The organism is Magnetospirillum sp. LM-5, from assembly GCF_902729445.1.
Classification (GTDB): Bacteria; Pseudomonadota; Alphaproteobacteria; order Rhodospirillales; family Magnetospirillaceae; genus Magnetospirillum.
This window is the reverse complement of the sequence record NZ_CACVCE010000012.1, coordinates 94,517-121,466: the sequence shown is the minus strand read 5'-3', so window position 1 is coordinate 121,466 and position 26,950 is coordinate 94,517. Positions and strand designations below refer to the sequence as shown.

Annotated in this window: 25 protein-coding genes; 12 read left to right on the top strand and 13 right to left on the bottom strand. The window is 65.0% G+C overall.

Features of this window, described 5'->3' with window-relative positions; genetic code table 11:
* Positions 1–70 precede the first annotated feature (70 nt).
* The 11 genes from MTBLM5_RS06655 to MTBLM5_RS06605 form a co-directional block, all read right to left on the bottom strand.
* A complete protein-coding gene (locus MTBLM5_RS06655; protein WP_173974977.1) occupies positions 71–3,040 on the bottom strand; it encodes a 2-oxoglutarate dehydrogenase E1 component in 2,970 nt (989 codons plus the stop codon).
* Positions 3,041–3,192: 152 nt separating this feature from the next.
* Positions 3,193–4,068: a succinate--CoA ligase subunit alpha gene (gene sucD / locus MTBLM5_RS06650; protein WP_173974976.1), complete on the bottom strand. Its 876-nt coding sequence runs from the start codon at positions 4,066–4,068 to the stop codon at positions 3,193–3,195.
* Position 4,069: 1 nt separating this feature from the next.
* On the bottom strand, positions 4,070–5,266 hold the full coding sequence (sucC, locus tag MTBLM5_RS06645; RefSeq protein ID WP_173974975.1) for an ADP-forming succinate--CoA ligase subunit beta: 1,197 nt from the start codon (positions 5,264–5,266) through the stop codon (positions 4,070–4,072).
* 28 nt (positions 5,267–5,294) lie between these two features.
* The gene (gene mdh / locus MTBLM5_RS06640) at positions 5,295–6,257 is read right to left on the bottom strand and encodes a malate dehydrogenase (protein WP_173974974.1); all 963 of its coding nucleotides are present in this window, start codon (positions 6,255–6,257) and stop codon (positions 5,295–5,297) included.
* Between the two features lie 340 nt (positions 6,258–6,597).
* Positions 6,598–7,329, bottom strand: coding sequence for a DNA-processing protein DprA (locus MTBLM5_RS06635; protein ID WP_173974973.1), 732 nt, complete (start codon positions 7,327–7,329; stop codon positions 6,598–6,600).
* Positions 7,330–7,387: 58 nt separating this feature from the next.
* On the bottom strand, positions 7,388–8,233 hold the full coding sequence (locus tag MTBLM5_RS06630; protein WP_173974972.1) for a hypothetical protein: 846 nt from the start codon (positions 8,231–8,233) through the stop codon (positions 7,388–7,390).
* Positions 8,234–8,374: 141 nt separating this feature from the next.
* Positions 8,375–9,010, bottom strand: a complete 636-nt coding sequence (locus MTBLM5_RS06625; RefSeq protein WP_173974971.1) for a trimeric intracellular cation channel family protein — start codon at positions 9,008–9,010, stop codon at positions 8,375–8,377.
* Positions 9,011–9,016: 6 nt separating this feature from the next.
* Positions 9,017–10,000 carry a signal recognition particle-docking protein FtsY gene (gene ftsY, locus MTBLM5_RS06620; RefSeq protein ID WP_173974970.1) on the bottom strand — a complete coding sequence of 328 codons (984 nt, stop codon included), beginning with the start codon at positions 9,998–10,000 and terminating at the stop codon, positions 9,017–9,019.
* Entirely contained in the window at positions 9,997–11,256 is a 1,260-nt protein-coding gene (mtaB, locus tag MTBLM5_RS06615) for a tRNA (N(6)-L-threonylcarbamoyladenosine(37)-C(2))-methylthiotransferase MtaB (protein ID WP_173974969.1), read from the bottom strand. Before mtaB ends, ftsY begins: the two co-directional genes overlap by 4 nt.
* Complete coding sequence (gene dapF / locus MTBLM5_RS06610; RefSeq protein WP_173974968.1) at positions 11,253–12,092, bottom strand: diaminopimelate epimerase; 840 nt, start codon at positions 12,090–12,092, stop codon at positions 11,253–11,255. The genes mtaB and dapF overlap by 4 nt, the downstream gene beginning before the upstream one ends.
* 40 nt (positions 12,093–12,132) lie before the next feature.
* Positions 12,133–12,846 carry a LuxR family transcriptional regulator gene (locus MTBLM5_RS06605; RefSeq protein ID WP_173974967.1) on the bottom strand — a complete coding sequence of 238 codons (714 nt, stop codon included), beginning with the start codon at positions 12,844–12,846 and terminating at the stop codon, positions 12,133–12,135.
* A gap of 142 nt (positions 12,847–12,988) precedes the next feature.
* On the opposite strand from MTBLM5_RS06605, the gene ubiE reads away from it, so the two are divergent.
* Positions 12,989–13,750: a bifunctional demethylmenaquinone methyltransferase/2-methoxy-6-polyprenyl-1,4-benzoquinol methylase UbiE gene (gene ubiE, locus MTBLM5_RS06600; protein WP_068496609.1), complete on the top strand. Its 762-nt coding sequence runs from the start codon at positions 12,989–12,991 to the stop codon at positions 13,748–13,750.
* Positions 13,751–15,286 (top strand): 2-polyprenylphenol 6-hydroxylase, encoded by a 1,536-nt coding sequence (gene ubiB / locus MTBLM5_RS06595; RefSeq protein ID WP_173974966.1) that lies wholly within the window; start codon positions 13,751–13,753, stop codon positions 15,284–15,286.
* Between the two features lie 144 nt (positions 15,287–15,430).
* Here ubiB and MTBLM5_RS06590 read toward each other — a convergent pair whose 3' ends face one another.
* Complete coding sequence (locus tag MTBLM5_RS06590; RefSeq protein WP_173974965.1) at positions 15,431–16,147, bottom strand: J domain-containing protein; 717 nt, start codon at positions 16,145–16,147, stop codon at positions 15,431–15,433.
* A 4-nt stretch (positions 16,148–16,151) separates the two neighbouring features.
* Positions 16,152–18,659, bottom strand: a complete 2,508-nt coding sequence (locus MTBLM5_RS06585; protein WP_254430938.1) for an EAL domain-containing protein — start codon at positions 18,657–18,659, stop codon at positions 16,152–16,154.
* Between the two features lie 238 nt (positions 18,660–18,897).
* Here MTBLM5_RS06585 and ffh point away from each other — a divergent pair, with 238 nt between their 5' ends.
* From ffh to MTBLM5_RS06535, 10 genes are all read left to right on the top strand, one after another.
* Positions 18,898–20,262, top strand: a complete 1,365-nt coding sequence (gene ffh, locus MTBLM5_RS06580) for a signal recognition particle protein (RefSeq protein ID WP_173974964.1) — start codon at positions 18,898–18,900, stop codon at positions 20,260–20,262.
* A 47-nt stretch (positions 20,263–20,309) separates the two neighbouring features.
* Complete coding sequence (rpsP, locus tag MTBLM5_RS06575; RefSeq protein WP_173974963.1) at positions 20,310–20,675, top strand: 30S ribosomal protein S16; 366 nt, start codon at positions 20,310–20,312, stop codon at positions 20,673–20,675.
* Between the two features lie 6 nt (positions 20,676–20,681).
* Positions 20,682–21,215, top strand: coding sequence for a ribosome maturation factor RimM (rimM, locus tag MTBLM5_RS06570; RefSeq protein WP_173975174.1), 534 nt, complete (start codon positions 20,682–20,684; stop codon positions 21,213–21,215).
* Positions 21,212–21,928, top strand: coding sequence for a tRNA (guanosine(37)-N1)-methyltransferase TrmD (gene trmD, locus MTBLM5_RS06565; RefSeq protein WP_256367161.1), 717 nt, complete (start codon positions 21,212–21,214; stop codon positions 21,926–21,928). Before rimM ends, trmD begins: the two co-directional genes overlap by 4 nt.
* The gene (gene rplS / locus MTBLM5_RS06560) at positions 21,925–22,413 is read left to right on the top strand and encodes a 50S ribosomal protein L19 (protein ID WP_173974962.1); all 489 of its coding nucleotides are present in this window, start codon (positions 21,925–21,927) and stop codon (positions 22,411–22,413) included. Before trmD ends, rplS begins: the two co-directional genes overlap by 4 nt.
* A 187-nt stretch (positions 22,414–22,600) precedes the next feature.
* Positions 22,601–24,004: a 3-isopropylmalate dehydratase large subunit gene (gene leuC, locus MTBLM5_RS06555; protein WP_173974961.1), complete on the top strand. Its 1,404-nt coding sequence runs from the start codon at positions 22,601–22,603 to the stop codon at positions 24,002–24,004.
* A 48-nt stretch (positions 24,005–24,052) separates the two neighbouring features.
* Positions 24,053–24,448, top strand: a complete 396-nt coding sequence (locus MTBLM5_RS06550; protein ID WP_173974960.1) for an endonuclease domain-containing protein — start codon at positions 24,053–24,055, stop codon at positions 24,446–24,448.
* Positions 24,449–24,465: 17 nt separating this feature from the next.
* A complete protein-coding gene (gene leuD / locus MTBLM5_RS06545; protein WP_173974959.1) occupies positions 24,466–25,071 on the top strand; it encodes a 3-isopropylmalate dehydratase small subunit in 606 nt (201 codons plus the stop codon).
* Between the two features lie 157 nt (positions 25,072–25,228).
* The gene (gene leuB, locus MTBLM5_RS06540) at positions 25,229–26,335 is read left to right on the top strand and encodes a 3-isopropylmalate dehydrogenase (protein ID WP_173974958.1); all 1,107 of its coding nucleotides are present in this window, start codon (positions 25,229–25,231) and stop codon (positions 26,333–26,335) included.
* 196 nt (positions 26,336–26,531) lie between these two features.
* The gene (locus MTBLM5_RS06535) at positions 26,532–26,948 is read left to right on the top strand and encodes a hypothetical protein (RefSeq protein WP_173974957.1); all 417 of its coding nucleotides are present in this window, start codon (positions 26,532–26,534) and stop codon (positions 26,946–26,948) included.
* Positions 26,949–26,950: the final 2 nt, after the last annotated feature.

Below are 26,950 nucleotides of genomic sequence, written 5' to 3'. Positions count from 1 at the left end.
CCCCTTCGCGGGGAACAGGCCCGATTCTTTAAAAATGCCCGTGCCGGGCTGCTCAAACGCCGCTCGGGCTTTAAGCGTGCAGGCGCGACAGCTTGCTGGCGCGACGGAAGGGTTGCGGCAGATTGGCGACATCACCCGACAGCGCCATGTCGCAGATCCATTCCTGCTCGGCATTATGGGTCTTATAAAGGCCGGTCGCCGGCGACGCCGCGGCGCGACGACCGCAATAGGCGGCACGCTTGGCGGTGATCTCCAGTTCCTCGCAGATATACTCGATGCGGCGGTCGACGAAGGTCCACGGCCCCATGTTGGCCGGCTCTTCCTGGACCCACAGCAGGTCGGCGTTCGGATAGCGGGCCAGCTCTTTCTTGATGGCGTCCTTCGGCCACGGATAAAGCTGCTCGACGCGAACGATGGCGACGTCGTTGATGCCGCGCTTGGCCCGTTCCTCGTACAGGTCGTAATAGACCTTGCCCGAGCACAGGATGACGCGACGGACCTTGACGTCAGGCACCAGATTGTCGGTTTCGCCCAGCACGCGGTAGAAGCGGGTGCCGGCGCCCATGCTGTCCAGCTTGCTGACGCACAGTTTATGGCGCAGCAGGCTCTTGGGGCTCATGATGATCAGGGGCTTGCGGAAATTGCGGTGAATCTGGCGGCGCAGGGCGTGGAAATAGTTGCCCGGCGTCGAGATGTTGCACACCGACCAATTGTCCTCGGCCGACAGCTGCAGATAGCGTTCCCAGCGGGCCGACGAATGTTCCGGCCCCTGGCCTTCATAGCCGTGCGGCAGCAGCATCACCAGGCCGGACATGCGCAGCCACTTCGACTCGCCCGAATTGATGAACTGGTCGATGATGACCTGGGCACCGTTGGCGAAGTCGCCGAACTGGCCTTCCCACAGGGTCAGGCCGTTGGGCTCGGTCAGCGAGAAGCCGTATTCGAAGCCCAGCACCGCCTCTTCCGACAGCGGAGAATCGATCACCTCGAAATGGGCCTGGTCCGGGCGCAGCCGGTTCAGGGGCTCGAAGCGGGATTCGTTTTCCTGGTCGGTCAGGCGGCAATGGCGCTGCGAGAAGGTGCCGCGACCGCAATCCTGACCGGACAGGCGGACCGGATGGCCCTCGACCAGCAAGGTGCCGAACGCCAGCGCTTCCGCCGTCGCCCAGTCGATGCCGGCGCCCGTGTCCATCATTTCCTTCTTGGCCTGCATCTGGCGCAGGATCTTGCGGTTGACGTTGAAGCCCTCGGGGATCTCGGCCAGCTTGTGGCCCAGTTCCTTCAAGACCTCGACGGCGACGCCGGTCTTGTCCTCGCGGTATTCTTCCTCGTCGGTCTGCTGGACCATGCCCAGCCACTTGCCTTCCAGCATGTCGGCCTTGTTGGGCTTGAAGGCCTTGGCCGCCTCGTAATCCTTTTCCAGCAGCTCCTGGAAGCCGGTGACCAGGCCATTGGCCTCGTCCTCGGTCAGGGTGCCCTCGGCCACCAACTGGCGGGCATAGATGGCCCGGGTGGTCGGATGGCTGGCGATCTTGCGGTACATCAACGGCTGGGTGAAGGCCGGCTCGTCCGATTCGTTATGGCCGTGGCGGCGATAACAGATCATGTCGATCACCACGTCGGTCTGGAATTCCTGGCGGAATTCCGTGGCGATGCGGGCGACGTGCACCACCGATTCCGGGTCGTCGGCGTTGACGTGCAGGATCGGGGCCTGGACGCCCTTGGCGATGTCCGAGGAATAGGGACCGGACCGCGAATATTGCGGGCTGGTGGTGAAGCCGATCTGGTTGTTGATGATGACGTGGATGGTGCCGCCGGTGCAGTAGCCGGTCAGCTGGGACAGCAGCATGGTTTCCGGCACCACGCCCTGGCCGGCGAAGGCGGCGTCGCCGTGCAGCAACAGGCCCAGGACCTTCTTGCGCTCGGTGTCGTTCTTCTGCTGCTGCTTGGCGCGCACGCGGCCGATCACCACCGGATCAACCACTTCCAGATGGCTGGGGTTGGCCTGCAGCGTCAGATGGACGACGTTGCCGTCGAAATCGCGGTCCGACGAGGTGCCCAGGTGATACTTGACGTCGCCCGAGCCCTGGACATCCGACGGATTGGCCGGGTTGCCCTGGAATTCCGAGAAGATCGCCTGATAGGGCTTCTTCATGAAATTGGCCAGAACATTCAGACGGCCGCGGTGGGCCATGCCGACCACCACTTCCTCGATGCCCAGCTGACCGCCGCGCTTCAGGATCTGTTCCAGCGCAGGGATGACCGATTCGCCGCCTTCCAGGCCGAAGCGCTTGGTGCCGGTATATTTCAGCTGCAGGAAGCGCTCGAAGCCCTCGGCCTCGACCAGGCGCTCCAGGATCGCCTTCTTGCCGCGCGGCGTGAAGTCGGTGTGGTTGCGCACGCTTTCGATGCGCTTTTGCAGCCAGGCCTTCTGGTCGGGGTCCTGGATATGCATGAACTCGACGCCGATCTTGCCGCAATAGGTGGCGCGCACGATCTGGACAATCTGGCGCAACGTGGCGGTTTCCAGACCCAGGACGTTGTCCAGGAAGATCGGACGGTCGAGGTCGGCATCGGTGAAGCCGTAGGACCGGTAATCCAGCTCGGGATGCGGCTCGCGGGCGGCGATGCCCAGCGGGTCCAGGTCGGCTTCCAGATGGCCGCGCACACGATAGACGCGGATCATCATCAGGGCGCGGACCGAATCGATCACCGCCTGGCGGATTTCGGCTTGCGAGGGAGCGGCGGCGGGAGCGGCCGGGGCGGCCTTGCCGTCCTTGCCCGCCTTCTTGGCGGCGGCGACGGCGGCGGCGGCGGCTTCGGGGTCGATGGCGCCGATGACCTTGAGGTCGCGCTTGGCCTGATCGGTGCCCTTGAAGTCGCGGGCGATGGCGGTGCCGTCATCCTTCAGATTCTGGAAGAAAGCCAGCCACGACGGATCGACCGCGGCGGGATCCTCGACGTAGCGGGCATAAAGCTCGGCCAGAAACACGGCGTTGCCGCCGGACAGGAAGGACGTTTCGTCGAACTGCTTCGTCATGGGGGCTGACGCGGGTTGATCCCGCATCCCTTTCACGTTTCAGGAGACACGAGGGCTACGCCGCCGGGCGCCGCTGGTCACCACGGCGCGATATACACTGACAGAAAAAAGGCGGCCCGACGAGCCGGCGTACCGTCGGGCCGCTTCTTATTTTAGCCCTTCAGGACCTTCAGCATGGTCGAGCCGAGCGCCGCCGGCGAATCCGCCACGGCGATACCGGCCGAACGCATGGCCTCGATCTTGAAGTCGGCGGTGTCGTTGCCGCCCGAGATCACCGCACCGGCATGGCCCATGCGACGGCCCGGAGGAGCGGTACGACCGGCGATGAAACCGACGACCGGCTTCTTGATCTTCGAAGCGCGCAGGAACTCGGCGCCCTGGACCTCGGCGTCGCCGCCGATTTCGCCGATCATGATGATCGCCTGGGTCTCGGGATCGCCCAGGAACATGTCCAGGCAATCGACGAAGTTGGTGCCGTTGATCGGATCGCCACCGATGCCGATGCAGGTGGTCTGGCCCAGGCCGGCGGCAGTGGTCTGCGCGACGGCTTCATAGGTCAGGGTCCCCGAACGGGACACGATGCCGATCTTGCCGCGCTGGTGAATGTGACCGGGCATGATGCCGATCTTGCATTCGCCCGGCGTGATGACACCCGGGCAGTTCGGGCCGACCAGGCGGGTCTTGGAACCCACCAGGGCGCGCTTGACGGCCAGCATGTCGGCGACCGGAATGCCTTCGGTGATGCACACCGCCAGCTCCAGCTCGGCGTCGATGGCTTCCAGGATGGCGTCGGCGGCGAACGGCGGCGGCACGTAGATCACGGTGGCGTTGCAACCGGTCTTGGCCTTGGCCTCGGCGACGGTGTCGTACACCGGCAGGTCCAGGTGCTTGGTGCCACCCTTACCCGGGGTGACGCCGCCCACCATCTTGGTGCCATAGGCGATCGCCTGTTCGGAATGGAAGGTGCCCTGGGCTCCGGTGAAGCCCTGACAGATCACCTTGGTTTCCTTGCTAACGAGAACAGCCATCTTATGCAGCCTCCTTCACGGCCTTGACCACCTTTTCGGCGGCGTCGGCGAGGTTGTCGGCGGCAATGATCGGCAGGCCCGACTGCGCCATGATCTTCTTGCCCAGCTCGACGTTGGTGCCTTCCAGGCGAACCACCAGCGGGACATTCAGCGACACTTCACGGGCAGCGGCGACAACGCCTTCGGCGATGACGTCGCAGCGCATGATGCCGCCGAAGATGTTGACCAGGATGCCTTCGACGTTGGCGTCGGACAGGATCAGCTTGAACGCGGTGGTGACGCGCTCCTTGGTGGCGCCGCCGCCGACATCCAGGAAGTTGGCCGGCTCGCCGCCGTACAGCTTGATGATGTCCATGGTGGCCATGGCCAGACCGGCGCCATTGACCATGCAGCCGATCGAGCCGTCCAGCTTGATGTAGTTCAAGCTGTGGCGGGCGGCTTCCAGTTCCGACGGATCTTCTTCCGACTCGTCACGCAGCTCTTCGATGTCCTTGTGACGGAACAGCGCGTTGTCGTCGAAATTGACCTTGGCATCCAGCGCGATCAGCTGATCGTCGCCGGTCACCACCAGCGGGTTGATCTCGACCACCGAGCAGTCCAGATCCACGAACGCCTTGTACATGGCGGCCATGAACTTGACGGCGGCGCCGACCTGCTTGCCGGTCAGGCCCAGGCCGAAGGCCAGCTGGCGGCCATGATATTGCTGGAAGCCCTGCACCGGGTCGATGGCGGCCTTCAGGATCTTTTCCGGGCTCTTGTGGGCGACCTCTTCGATCTCCATGCCGCCCTCGGTCGAGGCCATGATGGTGATGCGCGAGGTGCCGCGGTCGATCAGCATGCCCAGATACAGTTCGCGACGGATGTCGCAGCCCTGCTCGATATAGACGCGCTTGACTTCCTTGCCCGAGGCGCCGGTCTGCTTGGTGACCAGCACCTTGCCCAGCATGGCGTCGGCGGCATTGCCGACATCCTCGACCGACTTGACGACGCGAACGCCGCCCTTGCCCGACGAGTCACCGACGAAGGTGCCCTTGCCACGGCCGCCGGCATGAATCTGCGACTTGACGACCCACACCGGGCCGCCCAGGTCCTTGGCGACCTGGATCGCCTCGTCGGGGGTGTAGGCGACGCCGCCCTTCAGCACGGCGACGCCGTACTTGGAAAGCAGCTGCTTGCCCTGATACTCATGGATATTCATAGGGGGTTTGCTCCCTTGTGACTGGGATTTAGATGCCCATCAGGCCCTTGGCGGTCTTGACCAGACCACGGACGGCGTCGGCGGACTTGTTGAAGCCGGCCTGCTCTTCCGCGTTCAGCTCGATCTCGACCACGCGCTCGACGCCACCGGCGCCGATCACCACCGGCACGCCGACGAACACGTCGTCCGGCTGACCGTAGGTGCCGGCCTTGACCTCGACGGCGCAGGGCAGGACCCGCTTCTTGTCCTTCAGATAGGCTTCGGCCATGGCGATGCCAGAGGCGGCCGGAGCATAGAAGGCCGAACCGGTCTTCAGCAGATTGACGATCTCGGCGCCGCCGTCACGGGTGCGCTGAATGATCTTGTCCAGCTTCTCCTGGGTGGTCCAACCCATCTTGACCAGGTCCGGCAGCGGAATGCCGGCGACGGTCGAGTAACGGGCCAGCGGGACCATGGTGTCGCCGTGGCCGCCCAGCACGAAGGCGGTGACGTCCTCGACCGAGACATTGAACTCTTCCGCCAGGAAGGTCCGGAAGCGGGCCGAGTCCAGCACGCCAGCCATGCCGCAGATCATGTTCTTCGGAACGCCCGAGAAATGCTGCAGGGCCCACACCATCACGTCCAGCGGGTTGGTGATGCAGACGATGAAAGCGTCGGGGCAGTTTTCCTTGATGCCCTTGCCGACCGATTCCATCACCTTCAGGTTGATGCCGACCAGGTCGTCACGGCTCATGCCGGGCTTGCGCGGCACGCCGGCGGTGACGATGACCACATCCGAGCCCTTGATGGCCGAATAGTCGTTGGCGCCGGAATAGGCGCAGTTGACGCCCTCGACCGGAGTCGACTGCAGGATGTCCAGAGCCTTGCCCTGGGGGACGCCTTCGGCGATGTCGAACATCACCACATCGCCCAGCTCCTTCAAGCCGATGAGGTGGGCGAGCGTGCCGCCGATGTTGCCGGAGCCGACGAGAGCGATCTTCTTGCGTGCCATGAATGAGGTTCCCTCGAACTGTGGTTCGGAGTTCTGGTCGAACGGGTGGGCCGCGAAATTACACGTGGCCGGCATCCCGGGTGGCTTAGGTAACGCGATTCGCGCCCCAGGGCAAGGGGGATGACGCCCGCGCCGCAACATTAGAATCGGCTGATATTCGCGATATTCTCTCGGCTTGCGAGTCGCCACCGGCCAGCGCCAGCCTAAACCCTTGGACTCGTTCGAATTTGCCTACCCGGGTCAGGTTTTAACCTACCCAACAGGGTGGTTCGACGTTTTTGGCATGGGCAGGTCGGATGGAGGGGGGGGCTACCCGGCGACTAAACTTCGACACCTCTGGCTAAAGAAGTGCGGGTTGCGCCCCTCTCGGCACAATACCGACGCCAAAGCCTTGGGTCGCCGCACGGACCTTCTCTAAATTGGCGCGCCCGGTGGTGCGACTTCTGGCCAAGGGCATACCGCCACGCTCCAGTAAGGCGGCGTTGCCAACGGCCGAGCCGCCCATGTCTTCATAGACTGCGACAAATAGTGGCTTGCCAGCAGACAATGTCGCCAACCCAGCATTGAGAGTCCCACCGGTGGCCCCCGCTTCAATCACGATCATCGCCTTGCTTAAGGCGACGATAAGGGCATTGCGCTCCATGGCTCGATAGGCCTGCCATGCAGCATCCGGTGGAAATTGACTAAGAACAAGTACGCGCCGCCAATCCCAAGCAGCACGCAAGTCTTTCCGAATTCGAAAGTGATCGATTCCCTCAGGCAAAACGAGGACTGTACACCCTCCAACCCTCAGGGCCGCCTCGTGCGCAAAGAAATCCACGCCCGCAGCATTTCCCGAAATCACCGTAAAGCCATTCGCCGCAGCCTGCTCGGCGCAGTCGGTCGCCGTAGCCATACCTTTTTCACTGGCTTTTCGCGACCCGCAAAAGCCGATGCCTGGAAGCCCAAGCAATCCGATGTTACCCAGAGCCCATAAGGCTGGCGACTTGCGACCAAACACCATCGAGACCGCCTCGGGATATGAGGGAGCCCCCGGAACCAACTGCACGACGTCGGGCCTATCGAAAGCCATCACCGTATCAACCAAATTTTACGAAACACGTCTGCCGAAACATACCACCTCTCCGTTCCTACTGGTTATCGGTATCGCGCAAGGTCTTGACGACGCAAAGCCCAAGCACCTCCGAAGCGCCGGCGAGGTAAAGCCGCGAGGCGACGAATTGCATCGTTACCCCGGACTGATATTTGTCGTCGATCAGGATTATTGAAGCCCCCCGGGGAAGGTTCGGCGAAAAGGTCAGCCCAGCTTTTTCCAGGGCATCCCATTTCTGGTCAAGAGGGAGGCCCTTAAGCGCCCCCTTGTCATGCGCGAATGTAAATCTGTTGGTTACATTCTCCAGACCGGAAAGAGCCGACACCCTATCGGCAATTGCAGCCGGCAGATCGTACCCTTTTCCAAGGCGAGCCGGAACGGAAGCGACGTAACGGGCATCGCGATAGCCAGACAAGTTGCAGATGGCCCGATAGCAGGCTTGTGCCAACTCCTGCACTGCCGCGTCATCTTGACGCGCCTTCGCTCGAGCCTCCAAAGCGCCCAGTTCCGTGTACTGGCCAGATTGGTTATCCACCAGATTGACATCCAGAGCGACGGACATGTCCAAACAATCGCGAATGAACACGCGAGTCCCTTGGCGAGCAGTCCAATTTTGAATCGCCACGAACTCGTCCTCGGACTGGATCGGACGCCATACACCCTGGAACTTACTTGGGCGCAATGTCAGTCCCGTATCCGCCTCAAATTGTCGGCCCACCGTATTGTCGAACGGAACCTCGAACTTTCCCACATGAGGTGGAGCAGATCGCTTCGGTTGGTCGCGATGCGTAGATGCGAAGCATATCCGGCGCGGCTGAATTGCCCAGAGTGCCTCCACATCCGATTTCAAAATGACTTTTGGCGAGAACAAGACAAGATGCATGCCAACATCCGGAGATTGTGGAGCGGATCAACGTCGAGCCCACAATGACAGCATATTCTATTGAAGGTAGCAACAATCTGCGGCAGTACTTTGCGATGCGCGATCGCGTTGGGTGCCGACCGAATGTGGCGAATCTGACCATCACCGCCCGCCATAGGGCGGAAACGACCAGCCGAACACAATCGCAGCGGATCGCACCGCCAGGGCTGCGGCGAAGCCCGCCCAGGCGGCAGGCCCGCCGCCCAGCCCCGACAGGGTCATGCCGACCAGCGCCGCCGCCCCGGCCAGCGAGGCGGTGGCATAGACTTCCTTGTGGAACAGCATCGGTTTGTCGCCGCACAAGATGTCGCGGATGACGCCGCCGAAACAGGCGGTCACCACCCCCATGGCCATGGCCACCACGGGCGGCGCCCCGGCGCGCAGGGCCTTCTCGGTGCCGACCACGGTGAACAGCGCCATGCCGACCGCGTCGAACCAGTCCAGCGCCCTGGCCCACCGTTCCACCAGGCGGGCCAGCCAGAAGGTGGCCAGCGCGGCGACGATGGCGACCAGCAAGATGTCCTGGCGACCGGCCCAGAACACCGGCTGCAGGCCCAGCACGACGTCGCGAACGGTGCCGCCGCCCAGGGCTGCCGCAGCCCCCACGACGATGAAGCCGAAATAATCCATGCGATGGCGGGCCGCCGCCAGGGCACCGGCAATGGCGCACACCGCCACGCCCGCCGCCTCGACCAGCGCCAGCAGACCCTGCAGCAGATCGGCCGGCGGCGCGGTCATGGCCGCCTAATCCAGCCCGACCAGCGAGCGGGCGAAGGACCCAGCCTCGAAGGCGCGCAGATCCTCGGCCTTCTCGCCGATGCCGATGGCGTGGACCGGCAGCGAGAATTTCTCGGCCAGGGCCACCAGCACGCCGCCGCGCGCCGTGCCGTCCAGCTTGGTCAGCACCAGGCCCGACACGGCGACCATGTCCTTGAACACCTCGACCTGGGAATGGGCGTTCTGGCCGACGGTGGCGTCCAGGACCAGCAGCACGTCGTGCGGCGCCGTCTCGTCCACCTTCTTGATGACGCGCACCACCTTGGCCAGTTCCTCCATCAGGTCGGCCTTGTTCTGCAGCCGCCCGGCGGTGTCGATGAACAACAGGTCGGCGCCTTGGGCCTGGGCCTCCTTGAGGGCGTCGAAGGCCAGGCCGGCGGAATCGGCCCCGGTCTCGCGGGCGATGACCGGACAGCCGGTGCGGTCGCCCCAGACCTTCAATTGCTCGACCGCGGCGGCACGGAAGGTGTCGCCGGCCGCCAGCATGACCGACCGGCCCTGGTCGGCGAACGACTTGGCCAGCTTGCCGATGGTGGTGGTCTTGCCCGAGCCGTTGACCCCGACCACCAGAACCACATGGGGCCGCCTGGAAAAATCCGGCTCCAGCGGTTTGGCCACCGGCTCTAGGATGGCGGTGATTTCCTCGGCCAAAGCCGCCTTGACCTCGTCGGGACCGATATCCTGGCCGAAGCGGTTCTTGGCCAATCGGGCGGTGATGCGCCCGGCGGCGGCCACCCCCAGATCGGCGGTGATCAGCAGGTCCTGCAGGTCTTCCAGCGCCTCGTCGTCCAGTTTGCGCTTGGTAAACAGGTCGCCGATGCCCTGGGTCAGGCGCGACGACGACTTGGCCAGGCCGGATTTCAGGCGCCCCAGCCAGCCTTCCGGCGGGGTCTCGGCTTCGGCCTCGGGTTGGGCCTTATCCTTCTTGCCGAAAATCCCGAAAATGCTCATTCCTGGTCCCCTGAAGCTTGCGCCAACAACCTGGTGCCGTCCCGGCCGGTCACCCGGGCGCGGACGATGGTGCCCTCGGCGGCGGGCGCCTTCAAGCGCACCGGCAGATAATGCTCGCAAAAACCCTGGTCGTCCTGTTCCACCAGCACCGCCACCTCGCGGCCCAGCCGGGTATCCAGGAAGGCGTCCATCGCCGCTTCGCCCTTGGCGCGCAGCCGGGCGGCACGTTCCTTGACCACGTCGCCGGGGACCTTGGGCATGCGCGCCGCCGGCGTGCCCGGCCGCGACGAGAAGGGGAAGACGTGCAGATGGGTCAGGCCGGCTTCGTCCACCAACTCCAGCGAGCTGTTGAACATCGCCTCGTCCTCGGTGGGGAAGCCGGCGATGATGTCGGCCCCCAGGGCGACGTCGCCACGAAGCTCGCGCAGGCGGGCGGCCAGGGCGACCACATCGGCACGGGCATGGCGGCGCTTCATGCGCTTCAAGATCAGATCGTCGCCGGCCTGGACCGACAGATGAAAATGGGGCAGCAGGCGCTCTTCTTCCGCCACCGCGCGCAGCAAATCGTCATCAACCTCGACCGGGTCCAGGGACGACAGCCGAAGCCTGGGCAGTTCCGGCACCTGGGCCAGCAGCCGGCGCACCAATTGGCCCAGGCCGGGCGTACCCGGCAGGTCCGAGCCATAGGCGGTGACATCGACCCCGGTCAGCACCACTTCGCGGATGCCGCTGTCCACCAGGCCGCGCACCTGCTCGACCACGCGGCCCAGCGGCACCGAGCGGTTGTTGCCGCGCCCGAACGGGATGATGCAGAAGGTGCAGCGATGGTCGCAGCCCTGCTGGACCTCGACGAAGGCGCGCGCACGGCCCTCGAAGCTGGACACCAGATGTTCGGCGGTTTCGCGCACCTGGAAGATGTCGGTGACCACGATGCGGTCCTCGGGCGGGGCCGCGAAGATGGCCGGCTGCATCTTTTCGGCATTGCCCAGAACCTGGTCGATTTCGGCCATCTCGGCGAAGCGTTCGGGGTGGACCTGGGCGGCGCAGCCGGTCACCACGATGCGCGCCGTCGGGTTGTCGCGCCGAAGCTTCCTGATGGTCTGGCGGGCCTGGCGCTCGGCCTCGGCGGTCACCGCACAGGTATTGACGATGATGGTCTCGACACCGGTTTCGGCGGCGCGGGCATGCTCGCGCATCACCTCGGACTCGTAGGCGTTCAGACGGCACCCGAAGGTGACGATCCGGGCCTCGCTCATGGCAGAAGCGAGGAATCGAGCCGGCCGGCGAAGCTGGTCGCCACCGGACCGGTCATCAACACATGATTGTCGGCCAGCCATTCGATCGCCAGGGTGCCGCCATCCAGCACCACTTCGGCCGCGCGCCCCATCAGGCCGCGCCGCGCCGCCGCCACCGCCACCGCGCAAGCGCCCGAACCACAGGCTCTCGTGATGCCGGCGCCCCGTTCCCACACCCGCATGCGGATGCGGCCAGGGGCCAGGACCTGGGCGATCTCGATATTGGCCCGTTCGGGGAACAGCGCGTGGTGTTCCAGCACCGGTCCCAGCGCCGCCAAATCCAGCGCCTCGACATCATCGACGAAGAACACCGCGTGGGGGTTGCCCATGGACACCCCCACCGGATCGACCAGCGGGCCGGTCGAGATCGGCAGGTGCAGGGTATCGACCGCGCTCGCCAGCGGAATGTCGCGCCAGTCCAGCCGGGCCGGCCCCATATCGACGGCGACCCGCAGCGGCCCGCGCCGTTCGGCATCCAGCAGGCCGGCCACCGTCTCGATCACCACCTTGTCGGCCCCGGATTCCTGCATCAGCAGCCAGGCGACGCAGCGGGTGGCGTTGCCGCAGGCGCCCGATTGCGAGCCGTCGGGATTGTAGATGGTCATCCAGGCGTCGGACACCTGATTGCGGGCTGTCTCGATCACGATCAACTGGTCGCAGCCGATGCCGGTATGGCGGTCGGCCACGGCGCGGACCCGGTCGGGCGTCAAGGCCAAGGCGTGGGCGCGGGAATCGAGGATGACGAAGTCGTTCCCCAATCCATGCATCTTGATGAAGGGTTGTCCGGTGGTGTTCATGGTCCGGGTTATATGGGGCCAGCCCCCGAAGAGTCCAGCGTCAGGCGCTGAGGTAGCCCCGGCGCCAGGCCTCGGCGGCCAGATGGTCGCGGCTGGTCAGGTTCAGCCGCTCGAGCGCGTTGACCACATGGCGTTCGACCGCGCATTCCGGCATGCACAGGATTTCGCCGATGGCCTGGGTGCTTTTGCCGGCGGCCAGCCAGCGCAGCACCTCGGCCTCGAGCTTGGGGATCGGCGACGGCCGATGGCCGCCGATGCCGGCCAGGTCGCACAGGGTGTCGTGGTAGCAGTAGATGGCGGTCTGCACCGCGCGGCCGGACGATTTCATCAAGCGCTCGAATTCGTCGCCCGCCAGGTCCGAAGTCACCGATACCACCGAATGGCGGCCGTTCCGAAGGGTGATCGGCACCGCGAAGCCCGAGACGATGCCGGCCTCGGCGGCTTCGTCGAACAATTGCTTGGCCGGGCGCGGCGCCTGCGGCTCGGTCCAGACGAAGGCCTGGTCGGCGCTGAGGCTGCGCAGGACCACCGGATCGACCTTGTCGTAGCCGCGGTCGGTGTAATGCTCGATCCAATGGGACGGATAGTTCGAGGCCAGGAAATGTTCCGGCCGCAGGCGCAGCGGGTCCAGGACCGCCGCCGCGAACAGGCCGATGCCGTAGCCCCGCATGGTGTGCAGAAACGATTCATTCAACTGCGCAACGTCGCTGGCCCGGGCGGCGGATTCAATGAAGTGCAGGACGGCTTGGTCCATGGCAATTCCCCTTCCCCGTGCCCACAACTATAGCACCCCCAGGTAGCATTTCAAGCGCAAGTGCATCACGGCAGGTGCGCATGGCGCTCGGGCGTCACGAAGCGCTCGCCTGGAAAAACGCTTTCGGTTAAGGTGCCGACCCATGAGCAGCGAGCCGCAGGGCCAAGGGCCCGCCACCACCCATTTCGGCTTCCAGACCGTGCGTGAGGACGAAAAGTCCTCGCTGGTGCGCGAAGTCTTCGATTCGGTCGCAGGCAAGTACGACCTGATGAACGATCTGATGAGCGCCGGCATCCACCGATTGTGGAAGTCGACCTTCCTGGATTGGCTGCGACCGCAAGCAGGCCAGACTCTGCTGGATGTCGGCGGCGGCACCGGCGACATCGCGTTCGGCTGGAAGAAGCGCGGTGGCGGCCCGGCCATCGTCTGCGACATCAACCGCGAGATGCTGGCGGTCGGCCGCGACCGCGCCGTCGACAAGAACGTCACCAGCGCGCTGGCCTGGGTGTGCGGCGACGCCGAGCACCTGCCGGTCGCCGATGGCTCGGTCGATCGCTACACCATCGCCTTCTGCTTAAGGAACGTCACCCACTGGGACCAGGCCATCCGCGAGGCTTACCGCGTGCTCAAGCCCGGCGGGCGGTTCATGTGCCTGGAATTCTCGACCGTGGTGGTGCCGGGCCTGCGCGAAGCCTATGACCTTTATTCCTTCAATGTGCTGCCCAAGGTCGGCGCCATGGTTACCGGCAACCGCGAGGCCTATCAGTATCTGGTGGAAAGCATCCGCAAGTTCCCGCCCCAGGCCGAGATGGCCGAGATGGTCAGGGCCGCCGGCTTCGAGCACGTCTCGGTCCGCAACCTGTCGGGCGGCATCGCCGCCATCCATTCCGGCTGGCGCCTTTAAATGATCCGCGCCGCCCGCAACCTGTCCCGTCTGTGGACCATCGCCCGCGTGCTGGCCCGCCATGACGCGCTGGACGTGGTCGACCTGCCCATCGCCACCTTGGCCGCCCGCCTGCTGCGGCTGGGTCAGCCGCCGATCCATGACGGCCGCCCCGGCCAGCGCCTGGCCGCCGCCCTGACCGAGCTGGGGCCGACCTTCATCAAGCTGGGCCAGGCGCTATCGACGCGCGCCGACCTGCTGGGCGAGGAAATGGCCGCCGACCTGTCGGACCTGCAGGACCGCCTGGCCCCCTTCCCGTCGCACGAAGCCCGCGCCATCATCGCCGAGGAATTGGCGATGCCGGTGGACGAGGCGTTCTCGCATTTCGACGACACCCCCGTCGCCGCCGCCTCGATCGCCCAGGTCCATTTCGCCGTCACCAAGGACGGCCACGATGTCGCGGTCAAGGTGCTGCGCCCGGGCATCGACCAGGCCTTCAAGAAGGACATCGACCTGCTGCGCTGGCTGGCCGAGTGGGTCGAACTGACCCAGCCGCGTCTGCGGCGCCTGCGCATGGTCGAAAGCGTCGAGACCTTCGAGGAATCGGTGGTCCTGGAAATGGACCTGCGTTTCGAGGCCGCCGCCGCCGCCGAATTGTCCGAAAACTTCCAAGGCGACGACACCTTCCAGGTCCCCGAGGTCGACTGGACCCGTACGGGCAAGCGGGTGCTGACCCTGGAACGGGTCTATGGCATCCCGGTGGACGAGCGCGAGCAGATCGCGGCGGCCGGCATCAATCTGGACGAGGTCCTGAAAAAGGCCGCCGAATCCTTCTTCAACATGGTGTTCCGCGACGGCTTCTTTCACGCCGACATGCATCCGGGCAACCTGTTCGTCGATAAGGACGGCAATCTGGTGGCGGTGGATTTCGGCATCATGGGCCGGGTCGATCAGCGCACGCGCCGCTTCCTGGGCGAGATGCTGCTGGGCTTCCTGAACGGCAATTACCGCCGCGTCGCCGAGATCCATTTCGAGGCCGGCTTCGTGCCGGCCGACAAGAATGTCGATACCTTCACCCAGGCCTGCCGCTCGATCGCCGAGCCGATCATGGGCAAGCCGATGCACGAGATTTCCATCGCCCGCCTGCTGGGCCAATTGTTCCAGATCACCGAACAATTCGCCATGCAGACCCAGCCGCAATTGCTGATGCTGCAAAAGTCGATGCTGGTGGCCGAAGGGGTCGGGCGCCGGCTCGATTCGTCGGTCAACATGTGGGAAATGGCCCGACCGCTGATCGAGACCTGGATGATCGACAATCTGGGGCCGCAGGCGCGGGTCAAGGAAACCGTGGTCGGCGCCGTCCATGCGCTGGAACGCCTGCCGCGCATGCTGGCCGAGACCGAGAAGGCCTATACCGCCATGCTGAATGGCGGCCTGAAACTGCACCCCGACACCATGAGCGCCATGCGCGGCGAAGGCGGCCGGCGCCGCGGCGCACCGACCTGGCTGCCGTGGGTGCTGGCCGCCGTGCTGGCGGCGCTGCTGGTCCTGAAATAGGGCCCGCTAGACCATCGAGCGCCAAATATGGCGCACGATGGTCTCATTATTTGGTTGTCCCTCGCCGGGCGCGGCCATCCGGCCGCTTGGCCGCGGCCTCAATGGCCGCAGGAGCAACGCGCCTCAGATTAAAGGCTCGATGCTTTAGTCCTTCAGATATTCCATCGCCTGGTTCAGCTGGCTCATGCGGTCGTGGCTGCCGTAATTGCTGTCGGGATGATGGATGGTCGCCAGCATGCGAAAGCGCGCCCGCACCATCCGCTTGTCGGGATGGGTGCCGGGCGGGAAGCCCAGGACGTGCAGGGCGTCGGCCTTGCTGGACACCCCATGCGGCAAGGGCTCGAACGACAGCACGTTGACGATGGCCCGCAGGCGCTCGACCTCCTCGTTGACCGCGTCCAGAATCCGGGTATCGACGACCGGAGGCGGAGGCGGTGGTGGCGGCGGTGGTGGTGGGGGTGGAGGCGGATCGGGGATCGGCGGCGGCGCCGATGGGTCTTCCAGCTTCATGGCCAGGGCGCCCTGGTCCATGGCCAGGGCCAGCGCCAAGGCCCGGCGGATGAACAAGGCGTCGAAGCCGGGCGCCATGCGGACCTGCAGGCGCGGCTTGCGCCGCCACGGCCGCCCCTGGCTGGGGCCTGATTTCAGCACCACGGTTTCGCGGTCCAGCGGGTCGGGATCGCCGGGATCGGGAAAGCCCGCGATGGTTTCGGCCGGCACCACCAGCAGCACCGAACGGGCGATATCGCCGACATTGACCCGGCGCCGGGCGGCCAACGCCTCGACGGCGTCGCGAAACGCCGAGGCGCAGGCAATGGTATAGGAATGCTTGACGCTGTTTCCGGCCTTGGGGTCGGTCATTGAGCTAGGCCCGCCGCCGTTCCTCGAATTTCAGGCGGCGGCCTTCTTCCAGCAGCGCGCCCATCTCGGCAGCCGGCAAGGGGCGCGAGAACAGATAGCCCTGCATCTGGTCGCAGCCCAGCGCCCGCAGGAACTCAAGGTGCTGGACGTGCTCGACGCCCTCGGCCACCACCTTCATCTTCAAGGCCCGCGCCATGGCGACGATGGCATCGACGATGGCGGCGTCGTTGGGGTCGGTGATGACGTCCATCACGAAGCTGCGATCGATCTTCAGCTTGCTGATGGGGAAGCGCTTCAGGACCGACAGCGACGAATAGCCGGTGCCGAAATCGTCGATCGAGCAGGCAATGCCCATATCCTTCAGGGTCTGCACCACGGCGATGGCGTTGTCGGCGTCGCGCATCGCCGAGCTTTCCGTCAGCTCGACTTCCAGGTAACGCGGGTCGAGGCCGGTATCGGACAATGTGCTTTCCAGCGCGTGGATCAGCCGCTTGGCGTACTGGAACTGGCGGCCGGAAACGTTGACCGCCACCGGGATCGGCGGCAGCCCCATCTCCTGCCACGCCTTGTTCTGGCGGGCGCATTTGTCCAGCATGATCTCGCAGATACCGTCGATCAGGCCGGATTCCTCGGCGACCGGGATGAACTCGACCGGCGATACCATGCCCAGTTCCGGGCTGTTCCACCGCACCAGCGCTTCCATGCCGACCACCGCGCCGGTGACCAGATCGACCTGCGGCTGGAAATAGGGCAGGAACTCGCCCTGGTCCAACGCGCGGCGCAGCTTGTTTTGCAGCGACAGGGTCTTGGCGACCCGCGAACTCATTTCCTGCGTGAAGAATTGCAGCGTCGCCGGCCCCTGGCCCTTGGCCCGCTGCAGCGCCGCCTCGGCGTTGCGGATCAGGTCCTCGGCGTCGTCGCCGTCGCGCGGGAACAACGCCACGCCGATCGACACCGAGATGTCGAACTCGTCGCCCTGCACCGACACCGATGTCTGGGCCAGGTGGTGCAGATGCTCGATCGCCTCGGTCAGGTCGCGCAGGGCCTGATGGCCGGTGATCAGCACCAGGAAGCGGTCGCCCGAGGCCCGGGCCATGATGTCGTCGCGCCCCAACCCCGATTGCAGCAGGTCGGCCGCCGCGATCAGCACCTGGTCGCCGATGGTATGGCCCATGGTGGCGTTGATGATGCCGAAGCGGTCGATGCCCAGGCTGAGCACCGCCAGCAGGCTGCCGCGCCCGACCGCCAGGTCGCGGGCTGAATTGAAGCGATCCAGGAAGGCGGCGCGATTGGGCAGCCGGGTCAACGGATCGTAATAGGCCAGGAAAGACAGGCGCTGTTCGGCCATCTTGCGGTCGGTGACGTCGATCATCACGCCGTCCCACACCACCGAGCCGTCGGGCCGCTTGGTCGGGCGGCTTTGCCCGCGCAGCCAGCGCCGCCGACCGTCGCCGCCCAGCACCGCCAGCTCCTCGTCATAGGGCTCCATCATCTTGGCGGAATGGGTCAGGCCGGCCACGAACTTCTGGCGTTCGTCGGCGGTCAGCATCTGCATGAAGACGTCGGGATCGACCATCAATTCCTCGGGCTCGACCCCCAGGAACGAGCGACAGCCCTCGGACACATAGGTATAGCCGACCCTTCCGTCCTTCGACAGAACGCGCTGGAACACCATGCCCGGCATGTTGCCGGCAATGGCGCGCAGCCGCTGCTCGGTCTCGCGCAGCGCCGCCTCGGTGGCCTTGCGCGCGGTGATGTCACGGCCGATGCAGACGAACAGGCGAGTCCCTTCCAGCCGCACCTCGACGGTCGAGATTTCCAGCGGGAAGGTGGCGCCATTGCGGCGCAGGCCGACCATTTCGTGCGGGCCGCCGCCGACCATGCCGCCGTCGCCGACCTGCAGCAATTCCGGTCGGCGGTCGGTTTCGGCCAGCAAGGTCAGGAAGTCCCGGCCGACCAGTTCCTTGGCCGGCCAGTCGAACAAACGTTCACCGGCGGCGTTGACGGTATCGACCCGGCCGTTCTCGTCCAGCACCAAGATGGCGTCGGCGGCGTGTTCCATCAACATGTCGAGACGGAACTCGGCACGGCGGCCGTCGGTGATGTCGATCAGCACGCCGTCCCACAGCACCGTGCCGTCATCCAGGCGCCGCGCCTTGGCCGCGCCCTTCAGCCAACAAACCTGTCCGGCGGCGGAAATGGCGCGGAATTCTTCCTGGTTGACCCCCAAGACCTCGGCGGAATGACGGATCGCCGCCAAATGGTCGTCGCGATCGGCCCAATGGATGACGTTCAGGCATCCCTTGCCATTGACGGTCATCGCGTCGGGGCCGATCCCCAGCACCGCGACCAGGGTTTCGCCGAATTGGGGATAGCTGATGGTGCCGTCGGGGGCCAGGCAACGCTGAAAGGAGAATCCGGGCAGACTGGCGGACAAACCATCCAGACGCGCCGCTAATTCGGCGGTGCTCAGTCCCATGGACGGCCCCTGCTCGCCATTCTCACCAGCCAATCCTGCCTCCCTGGCGCGGCCTTGCTGCCGCCAAACGAAGTGTAAGCCCGCGCGTGCCCGAAGGCAACGGCCGAGCCGCACCCGGACAAACGGCTTGACTGACAAACGGCTTGACTCTGGGGCGGCGTCGGGCCTAAAACCCCATCCTCTTCAGTTTCCCTGGAGACATCTGCTACTACGGTGGCCCGTCAGTCCGCGAAGATACGCGCACTGGCGCGAATTTGTTTTGGAGTGCTTGATGTTCGAATCGCTCTCTCAACGTCTGTCGAAAGTGTTCGACAAGCTGACCGGCCGCGGTGCGCTGTCGGAGGCCGACGTTGTCGAGGCGCTTCGCGAGGTCCGCGTCGCCCTGCTGGAAGCCGACGTCGCCCTGTCGGTGGTCAAGGACTTCGTCGCCCGCGTCAAGGACCGCGCCGTCGGCCAGGATGTCATCCGCTCGGTGACCCCGGGCCAGATGGTGGTCAAGATCGTCCATGACGAACTGATCAACATTCTGGGCACCGAGGGGGTCGAGCTCAACCTCAACGCCGTGCCGCCTGCCGTCATCTTGATGGTCGGCCTGCAGGGCTCGGGCAAGACCACCACCTCGGGCAAGCTGGCCGTTCGCCTGAAGGCGCAGAAGAAGAAGGTCCTGCTGGCCTCGCTGGACGTCTATCGCCCGGCGGCGCAGCAGCAATTGGAGATTCTGGCCCGCCAGGCCGATGTCGGCTCGCTGCCGATCATCATGGGCGAGATGCCGGTGGCCATCACCAAGCGCGCCCTGGAGATGGGCCGCAAGGAAGGCTATGACGTCGTCGTCCTCGACACCGCCGGCCGCCTGCACATCGACCAGGAATTGATGGCCGAGGTCGCAAGCGTCCGCGACGTCGCCAAGCCGGTCGAGACCCTGCTGGTGGTCGATGCCATGACCGGCCAGGACGCCGTCACCCTGGCCCACGAATTCAACGAGAAGGTCGGCGTCACCGGCATCGTGCTGACCCGCGTCGATGGCGATGCCCGCGGCGGCGCAGCACTTTCGATGCGCGCCGTCACCGGCCGCCCCATCAAGTTCCTGGGCCAGGGCGAAAAGCTGGACGCCCTGGAGGTGTTCCACCCCGACCGTCTGGCCGGCCGCATCTTAGGGATGGGCGACGTGGTCTCGCTGGTCGAGAAGGCCATGGAGACCATCGAGGTCGAAGAGGCCGAGCGGCTCGCCAAGCGCATCGAGAAGGGCAAGTTCGACCTGAACGACATGCTGGCCCAGTTCAAGCAGGTCGAGAAGATGGGCGACCTCAAGGGCATCATCGGCATGCTGCCCGGCATCGGCAAGATGGCCGACCAGTTGAAGGACGCCAAGCTCGACGGCAAGGTGGTCGGCCGCCAGAAGGCCATCATCTTGTCGATGACCGCCGCCGAGCGCAGAAACCCCGACCTGATCAAGGCGTCGCGCAAGAAGCGCATCGCCGCCGGCTCGGGCGTTTCGGTCCAGGACGTCAACAAGCTTCTCAAGCAGCACCAGCAGATGGCCGACATGATGAAGAAGGTCGGCAAGATGGGGCAGAAAGGCTTGATGAGACACGGTCTGGGCGGGCTGTTGCCGCCCAGCATGAGGTTCGGCCGCTAAGGCCGATTGGTCTGTTTTTTGGTTTTTTGATCTAGAAGGACATTCTAATGGCTCTGAAGATTCGTCTTGCCCGTGGCGGCGCCAAGAAGGCTCCGTATTATCGCGTCGTGGTGGCGGATGCCCGCTGCCCGCGCGACGGCCGCTTCATCGAGAAGGTCGGCACCTACAACCCGCTGCTGCCGTCGGATCACGACCAGCGCATCACCCTGAACGAAGAGCGCATCAAGCATTGGCTGAGCGTCGGCGCCCAGCCGACCGACCGCCTGGTCCGCGTGTTCGCCGCCAAGGGCCTGATGGCCCTGCCGGCGCGCCCCGAGCAGACCAAGCAGCCGAAGCCGAAGGCCAAGGCCCAGCAGCGTGCCAAGGACGCCGCCGAGCGCGCCGCGGCCGCCGCCGCGGAAGTCGGCGAGTAAGTGTTGATGACGACCCGGGTGTGCGTCGGCGCCATCGTTGGCGCGCACGGGGTCAGGGGGCAGGTCCGCGTCAAGAGCTTCACCGACGATCCCGCCGATGTGGCGGCCTATGGTCCGGTGGAGAGCGAAGACGGCAAGCGCCGGTTCGGTCTGAAGGTGGTCGGGCAGTCCAAGGGACTGGTCATCGCCTGGATCGACGGGGTGACGGACCGCAACGCCGCCGAGGCGATGAAGGGAACGCGGTTCTTCGTGCCGCGCGACCGACTGCCGGAGCCCGAGGAAGACGAGTTCTTCTATTCGGATCTGGCCGGATTGATCGCTTTCGGCGTGGATGGGGCCGAGATGGGCCGGGTCCGGGGCGTGGCGAATTTCGGGGCCGGCGAGGTCCTGGAAATCCAGCTTCGGGATGGCGGCTCGATCATGGTGCCGTTCACCAAGGCGTGTGTGCCCCAGGTGGACGTGGCGAAGGGCAGGCTGGTCGTCGATCCGCCTTCCTTCGCCGAAGAGGATGAGGACGATCAGGGCGGGGCGGAACGGTGAGCGGGTCGTGGCATGCGACGGCGCTGACCATCTTCCCCGAGATGTTTCCGGGACCGCTGGGCCAATCCTTGGCCGGGCGGGCGCTGGAGAAGGGAACCTGGCGGCTGGACGTGGCCAACATTCGCGATTACGCGAGCGGGCGCCATCGGTCGGTCGACGATCTCCCCTTCGGCGGCGGGGCCGGCATGGTGATGCGCCCAGAAGTGCTGGACGCGGCCATCCGGGCCAATCGCGGCAGCGGGCCCTTGATCTATTTGACCCCGCGCGGGCGCCTGATCGATCAGGCCTTGGTGCGGGAACTGGCGGCGGGCGACGGGGCGACCCTGCTGTGCGGCCGGTTCGAAGGAGTGGACCAGCGAGTGCTGGAGGCGCACGAGGCCGTCGAGCTGTCGCTGGGCGATTTCGTGCTGTCGGGGGGTGAACTCCCGGCCTTGGTGCTGTTGGACGCCATCGTCCGCCTGTTGCCCGGCGTGGTCGGCAACCAGGAAACGCTGGCCGAGGAAAGTTTCGAGTGGGGCTTGCTGGAATATCCCCACTACACCCGTCCGGCCGAATGGCAGGGACGGTCGGTGCCGGAGGTTCTGCTGTCCGGTCACCACGAGAAGATACGCGCCTGGCGGAAAAGCCAGGCCGAGGACATAACCCGGCTGCGGCGTCCGGACCTGTGGGACCGGTACAAGGCGGCCAAGGACAGTAAGGATGGTATGAGATGAACATCATTCAAGAGCTCGAGAAGGAGCAGATCGCCAAGCTGACCGACGGCAAGGCGATTCCGGAATTCAGCCCGGGCGACACCTTGAAGGTCAACGTCAAGGTGATCGAAGGCAACCGCGAGCGCGTGCAGGCCTATGAAGGCGTCTGCATCGCCCGCAAGAACGACGGCCTGAACAGCTCGTTCGTGGTCCGCAAGATCAGCTACGGCGAAGGCGTCGAGCGTATCTTCCCGCTCTACTCGCCGAACATCGCCTCGATCGAGGTGGTCCGTCGCGGCGACGTCCGTCGCGCCAAGCTGTATTACCTGCGCGACCGTCGCGGCAAGTCGGCCCGCATCGCCGAGCAGACCACCGGCTACGCCGCCAAGGTCAATGCCGCCGAGCGTGAGGCCGCCACCACCGCCAAGGTCGCCGCCGCCGCCGCCAAGGCCGAGGCTGCCGCCGCCAAGGCCGAAGCCGCCGCCCAGGCTGCCGCCGAAGAGTAAGACCGAGATGGGCCGCGCCTTGCCGCCCATGTTCGGATACGACCTGCTGTCCCGACGCCGATCTCCCCGGATAATCCCGGGGGGATCGGTGCGCGGGACATCGCTATGATGGCCCCACGATGACGCCCCGAGGTTCCGGGACGTCCGCGATAACCGTCAAGGAAGACCGATGTCCCAAGGAAGCCCTATGGCCAAGCCGCGCACGCTGTTCGACAAGATCTGGGACGCCCACCTGGTGGACGTTCAGGATGATGGCACCTGCCTGCTCTATATCGACCGCCACATGGTCCATGAAGTGACCAGCCCGCAGGCGTTCGAAGGGCTGCGCATGACCGGCCGCAAGGTCCGCCACCCCGAGGCGACCCTGGCCGTGGCCGACCACAACGTGCCGACCACCGACCGCTCCAAGGGCATCGAGAACGAGGAATCGCGCATCCAGGTCGAAACCCTGGAAGCCAACGCCCGCGATTTCGGCGTCGAATATTTCCGCATGGACGACATCCGCCAGGGCGTGGTCCACATCGTCGGCCCCGAACAGGGCTTCACCCTGCCCGGCACCACCATCGTCTGCGGCGATTCCCACACCGCCACCCATGGGGCGTTCGGGGCCTTGGCCTTCGGCATCGGCACCTCGGAAGTCGAGCATGTGCTGGCGACCCAGACCCTGGTGCAGAAGCCGGCCAAGAACATGCGCATCACCGTCAACGGGCCGGCGGCTCCGGGCGTGACCGCCAAGGACATCGTGCTGGCCATCTGCGGCAAGATCGGCACCGCCGGCGGCACCGGCTATGTGGTCGAATATACCGGCGACGCCATCACCGCGCTTTCGATGGAAGGCCGCATGACGGTCTGCAACATGACCATCGAGGCCGGGGCGCGGGCGGGATTGATCGCCCCCGATCAGGTCACCTTCGACTATGTCATGGGCAAGCCGCGCGCCCCCAAGGCCGCCGCCTTCGAGGCCGCGCTGGCCTACTGGAAGACCCTGAAGACCGACGAGGGCGCCCATTTCGACGCCGAGGTGGTGATCGACGCCAGCCAGCTGGTTCCGCAGATCACCTGGGGCACCAGCCCGGAAGACGTGATGCCGATCACCGGCACCGTGCCCAACCCGGCCGACATCGCCGACGAGGGCAAGAAGAAGGCGGTGACCCGCTCGCTGGAATATATGGGCCTGACGCCCGGCATGAAGGCCACCGACATCAAGATCGACGTGGTGTTCATCGGCTCGTGCACCAACGGCCGCATCGAGGATTTCCGCGCCGCCGCCTCGATCTTCCAGGGCCGCAAGGTGGCTCCGGGCGTGCAGGCGCTGATCGTGCCGGGCTCAGGCCTCGTCAAGGAACAGGCGGAAGCCGAGGGCCTGGACAAGATCTTCATCGAGGCCGGCGCCGAATGGCGCGAACCCGGCTGCTCGATGTGCCTGGCGATGAACGCCGACCAGTTGAAGCCGGGTCAGCGCTCGGCCTCGACGTCGAACCGCAATTTCGAAGGCCGTCAGGGCCGCGGCGGTCGCACCCATCTGGTCAGCCCGGAAATGGCCGCCGCCGCCGCCATCACCGGTCACCTGACGGATGTGCGGACTCTTTGACCGTTCCTTAAAGCCCCTCCCCCTGGTGGGGCGGGGGGATCGCCGCACATGGCCGACAAGCGGGCACGCTGGCTTCGCGCCAACCAGACCGAGGCTGAACGCCATTTGTGGCTGCGATTGAGGGTTTTGCGTTCCGAAGGGTCCCATTTTCGCCGTCAGGCACCGATTGGCCCCTTCATCGTGGATTTTGCCTGCCATGCCAGGCGGCTCGTCGTCGAGTTGGATGGTGGGCAACATGCCGTTCCCGAGCACCGTGACCGGGATCGCGACCGGACGGTGTGGCTGGAAAGCCAAGGGTATCGAGTGCTGCGTTTCTGGAACAACGATGTTCTGGGCAACGCCGATGGAGTGATGGTGGTGGTGCGAGAGGCGCTTGGGTTCCGTGATGCGTCGGCGACACCCCACCCCCTACCCCTCCCCATCAAGGGGAGGGGAGATGATTGAGGGAGCTTGATGAAGATATGGAAAAGTTCACCAAACTGACCGGCGTCGCGGCGCCGTTGCCGATGATCAACATCGACACCGACATGATCATCCCCAAGCAGTTCCTGAAGACCATCAAGCGGTCGGGCCTGGGCAAGAACCTGTTCGACGAGATGCGCTACACCCCCGAGGGCGGTGAAGTCGCCGATTTCGTGCTGAACAAGCCGGCCTATCGTCAGGCCAAAGTGCTGATCGCCGGCGCCAATTTCGGCTGCGGATCGAGCCGCGAGCACGCGCCGTGGGCCATCGCCGATTTCGGCATCCGCTGCGTCATCGCCGCCAGCTTCGCCGACATCTTCTTCAACAATTGCTTCAAGAACGGCATCTTGCCGATCAAGCTGCCACAGGCCCAGGTCGATGCGCTGATGAAGCAGGCCGAGAACGGCGCCAACGCCACCTTCACCGTTGATCTGGAAACCCAGGAAATCACCGCTCCCGACGGCTCGAAGACCGCCTTCGAGGTGGATTCCTTCCGCCGTCACTGCCTGCTGAACGGACTGGACGATATCGGCCTGACGCTCCAGAAGAACGCCAAGATCGAGGCCTTCGAGGCGGCGCGCAAGCAGTCGCAGCCCTGGCTGTAAAGGATTAACCACAGAGGCACAGAGGCACAGAGAGAGCGTCTTCGCGACAGACGCCATGCCCTCCCTTCGGGGGCTCTCTGTTTCCGTCTGGAGGGATGCCTCTGTGTCTCTGTGCCTCTGTGGTTCAATTTCTCTTATTCAAAGAGAGGATCGTTTTATGACCGCCAAGAAGCTCCTTATTCTGCCCGGCGATGGCATCGGCCAGGAAGTGATGGTGCAGGTGCGCCGCATCATCGACTGGATGGCCAAGAAGCGGAACATCGCCTTCGACATCTCGGAAGGCCTGATCGGCGGTTCCGCCTATGACGTGCACGGCACGCCGCTGTCGGACGAGACCCTGGCCGACGCCATGGCCGCCGACGCCGTGCTGCTGGGCGCGGTCGGCGGGCCGAAGTGGGATGACCTGCCGTTCGAGGTCAAGCCCGAGCGCGGCCTGTTGAAGATCCGCAAGGAAATGGGCCTGTTCGCTAACCTGCGCCCGGCGGTGGTGTTCGACGCCCTGGCCGACGCCTCGACCTTGAAGACCGAAGTGGTGTCGGGCCTGGACATCATGATCGTGCGCGAGCTGACCGGCGGCCTGTATTTCGGAAGCCCGCGCGGCATCGAAACCCTGCCCAACGGCGAGCGTAAGGGTGTCAACACCCTGACCTACACCACCAGCGAGATCGTCCGCATCGGCCGCGCCGCGTTCGACCTGGCCCGCAAGCGCAACAAGAAGCTGTGCAGCGTCGACAAGGCCAACGTGCTGGAATGCACCGTGCTGTGGCGTGAAGAGATGATCAAGCTGCAGCAGACCGAGTACCAGGACATCGAGCTTTCCCACATGTATGTGGACAACGCCGCCATGCAGCTGGTGCGCAACCCCAAGCAGTTCGACGTGATGGTCACCGAGAACATGTTCGGCGACATCCTGTCCGACTGCGCCGCCATGCTGACCGGTTCCTTGGGCATGCTGCCGTCGGCGTCCTTGGGTGCGGCCGATGCCAATGGCAACCGCAAGGCGCTGTACGAGCCGGTGCATGGCTCGGCCCCGGACATCCAGGGCAAGGACATCGCCAACCCGCTGGCGACCATCTTGTCGTTCGCCATGTGCCTGAAGTACTCGTTCAACATGGATGCCGAAGCCGAGTTGATCGAGAATGCGGTCAAGAACGTGCTGAAGGGCGGCCTGCGCACCGCCGACATCATGGCCCCGGGCAAGGCCAAGGTGTCGACCACGGTCATGGGCGAAGCCATCGTGCGCGAGATGGACAAGCTGTCGTAAGGACAGCGATCCCAGCTCCCGGCCTTTGTCACGCCACCACTCGCCAAGCGCGTGGTGGCGTGATACTGTTCACTGGAGTTAAGTGTTGCTTAACCTTTTCGCGCCTACCGTGCGCGACCCAATGTTTCTATATTTCTTGATGTTAGAGGGCGTTCGTGAGATTCTATGTTAGCTGCATGCTGCTGCGGAGCATCCCATGAATACCGTCAGGGATTCGCTGGACGTGCCGATCACGCTTCGTCAATTGGGACAACTGGCTCAGCTGGCGATTATCGAGACTGAGCGCCGCCTCAATCACGTCGAGCCATGGGACATCGAACCCGTTCGCAGCTTCCTCGAAGCAACCCGGGACTCGCCGTTCTCATTTTCCAGCAAGACCGAAGAAACGGCCCGACTCGTCGGCACGAAAAACCATGCGCGCCGCCGCAAGGCGCCCGCGGCGGCAGAACCGAATGTCGATATCCTGGATATTCCGCTTTCTCGCACTGATCGCGAGGAATTGTGGCGGAAGCGCTGGGAGCTCAGCGTCCGGGTTTACAGCTTGGCCGTTCAGGACGGTGCCCGCCCCGAGAGTTCCCGCAACACTTGGTTCGCCCGTCTCCTGAGCATATAGGC

Bases quoted from the DNA above. Each gene is read 5' to 3' on its own strand.
- MTBLM5_RS06655 (WP_173974977.1), bottom strand. From the start codon at position 3,040: ATGACGAAGCAGTTCGACGAAACGTCCTTCCTGTCCGGCGGCAACGCC.
- sucD (WP_173974976.1), bottom strand. From the start codon at position 4,068: ATGGCTGTTCTCGTTAGCAAGGAAACCAAGGTGATCTGTCAGGGCTTC.
- sucC (WP_173974975.1), bottom strand. From the start codon at position 5,266: ATGAATATCCATGAGTATCAGGGCAAGCAGCTGCTTTCCAAGTACGGC.
- mdh (WP_173974974.1), bottom strand. From the start codon at position 6,257: ATGGCACGCAAGAAGATCGCTCTCGTCGGCTCCGGCAACATCGGCGGC.
- MTBLM5_RS06635 (WP_173974973.1), bottom strand. From the start codon at position 7,329: ATGGCTTTCGATAGGCCCGACGTCGTGCAGTTGGTTCCGGGGGCTCCC.
- MTBLM5_RS06630 (WP_173974972.1), bottom strand. From the start codon at position 8,233: ATGCATCTTGTCTTGTTCTCGCCAAAAGTCATTTTGAAATCGGATGTG.
- MTBLM5_RS06625 (WP_173974971.1), bottom strand. From the start codon at position 9,010: ATGACCGCGCCGCCGGCCGATCTGCTGCAGGGTCTGCTGGCGCTGGTC.
- ftsY (WP_173974970.1), bottom strand. From the start codon at position 10,000: ATGAGCATTTTCGGGATTTTCGGCAAGAAGGATAAGGCCCAACCCGAG.
- mtaB (WP_173974969.1), bottom strand. From the start codon at position 11,256: ATGAGCGAGGCCCGGATCGTCACCTTCGGGTGCCGTCTGAACGCCTAC.
- dapF (WP_173974968.1), bottom strand. From the start codon at position 12,092: ATGAACACCACCGGACAACCCTTCATCAAGATGCATGGATTGGGGAAC.
- MTBLM5_RS06605 (WP_173974967.1), bottom strand. From the start codon at position 12,846: ATGGACCAAGCCGTCCTGCACTTCATTGAATCCGCCGCCCGGGCCAGC.
- ubiE (WP_068496609.1), top strand. From the start codon at position 12,989: ATGAGCAGCGAGCCGCAGGGCCAAGGGCCCGCCACCACCCATTTCGGC.
- ubiB (WP_173974966.1), top strand. From the start codon at position 13,751: ATGATCCGCGCCGCCCGCAACCTGTCCCGTCTGTGGACCATCGCCCGC.
- MTBLM5_RS06590 (WP_173974965.1), bottom strand. From the start codon at position 16,147: ATGACCGACCCCAAGGCCGGAAACAGCGTCAAGCATTCCTATACCATT.
- ffh (WP_173974964.1), top strand. From the start codon at position 18,898: ATGTTCGAATCGCTCTCTCAACGTCTGTCGAAAGTGTTCGACAAGCTG.
- rpsP (WP_173974963.1), top strand. From the start codon at position 20,310: ATGGCTCTGAAGATTCGTCTTGCCCGTGGCGGCGCCAAGAAGGCTCCG.
- rimM (WP_173975174.1), top strand. From the start codon at position 20,682: ATGACGACCCGGGTGTGCGTCGGCGCCATCGTTGGCGCGCACGGGGTC.
- rplS (WP_173974962.1), top strand. From the start codon at position 21,925: ATGAACATCATTCAAGAGCTCGAGAAGGAGCAGATCGCCAAGCTGACC.
- leuC (WP_173974961.1), top strand. From the start codon at position 22,601: ATGGCCAAGCCGCGCACGCTGTTCGACAAGATCTGGGACGCCCACCTG.
- MTBLM5_RS06550 (WP_173974960.1), top strand. From the start codon at position 24,053: ATGGCCGACAAGCGGGCACGCTGGCTTCGCGCCAACCAGACCGAGGCT.
- leuD (WP_173974959.1), top strand. From the start codon at position 24,466: ATGGAAAAGTTCACCAAACTGACCGGCGTCGCGGCGCCGTTGCCGATG.
- leuB (WP_173974958.1), top strand. From the start codon at position 25,229: ATGACCGCCAAGAAGCTCCTTATTCTGCCCGGCGATGGCATCGGCCAG.
- MTBLM5_RS06535 (WP_173974957.1), top strand. From the start codon at position 26,532: ATGAATACCGTCAGGGATTCGCTGGACGTGCCGATCACGCTTCGTCAA.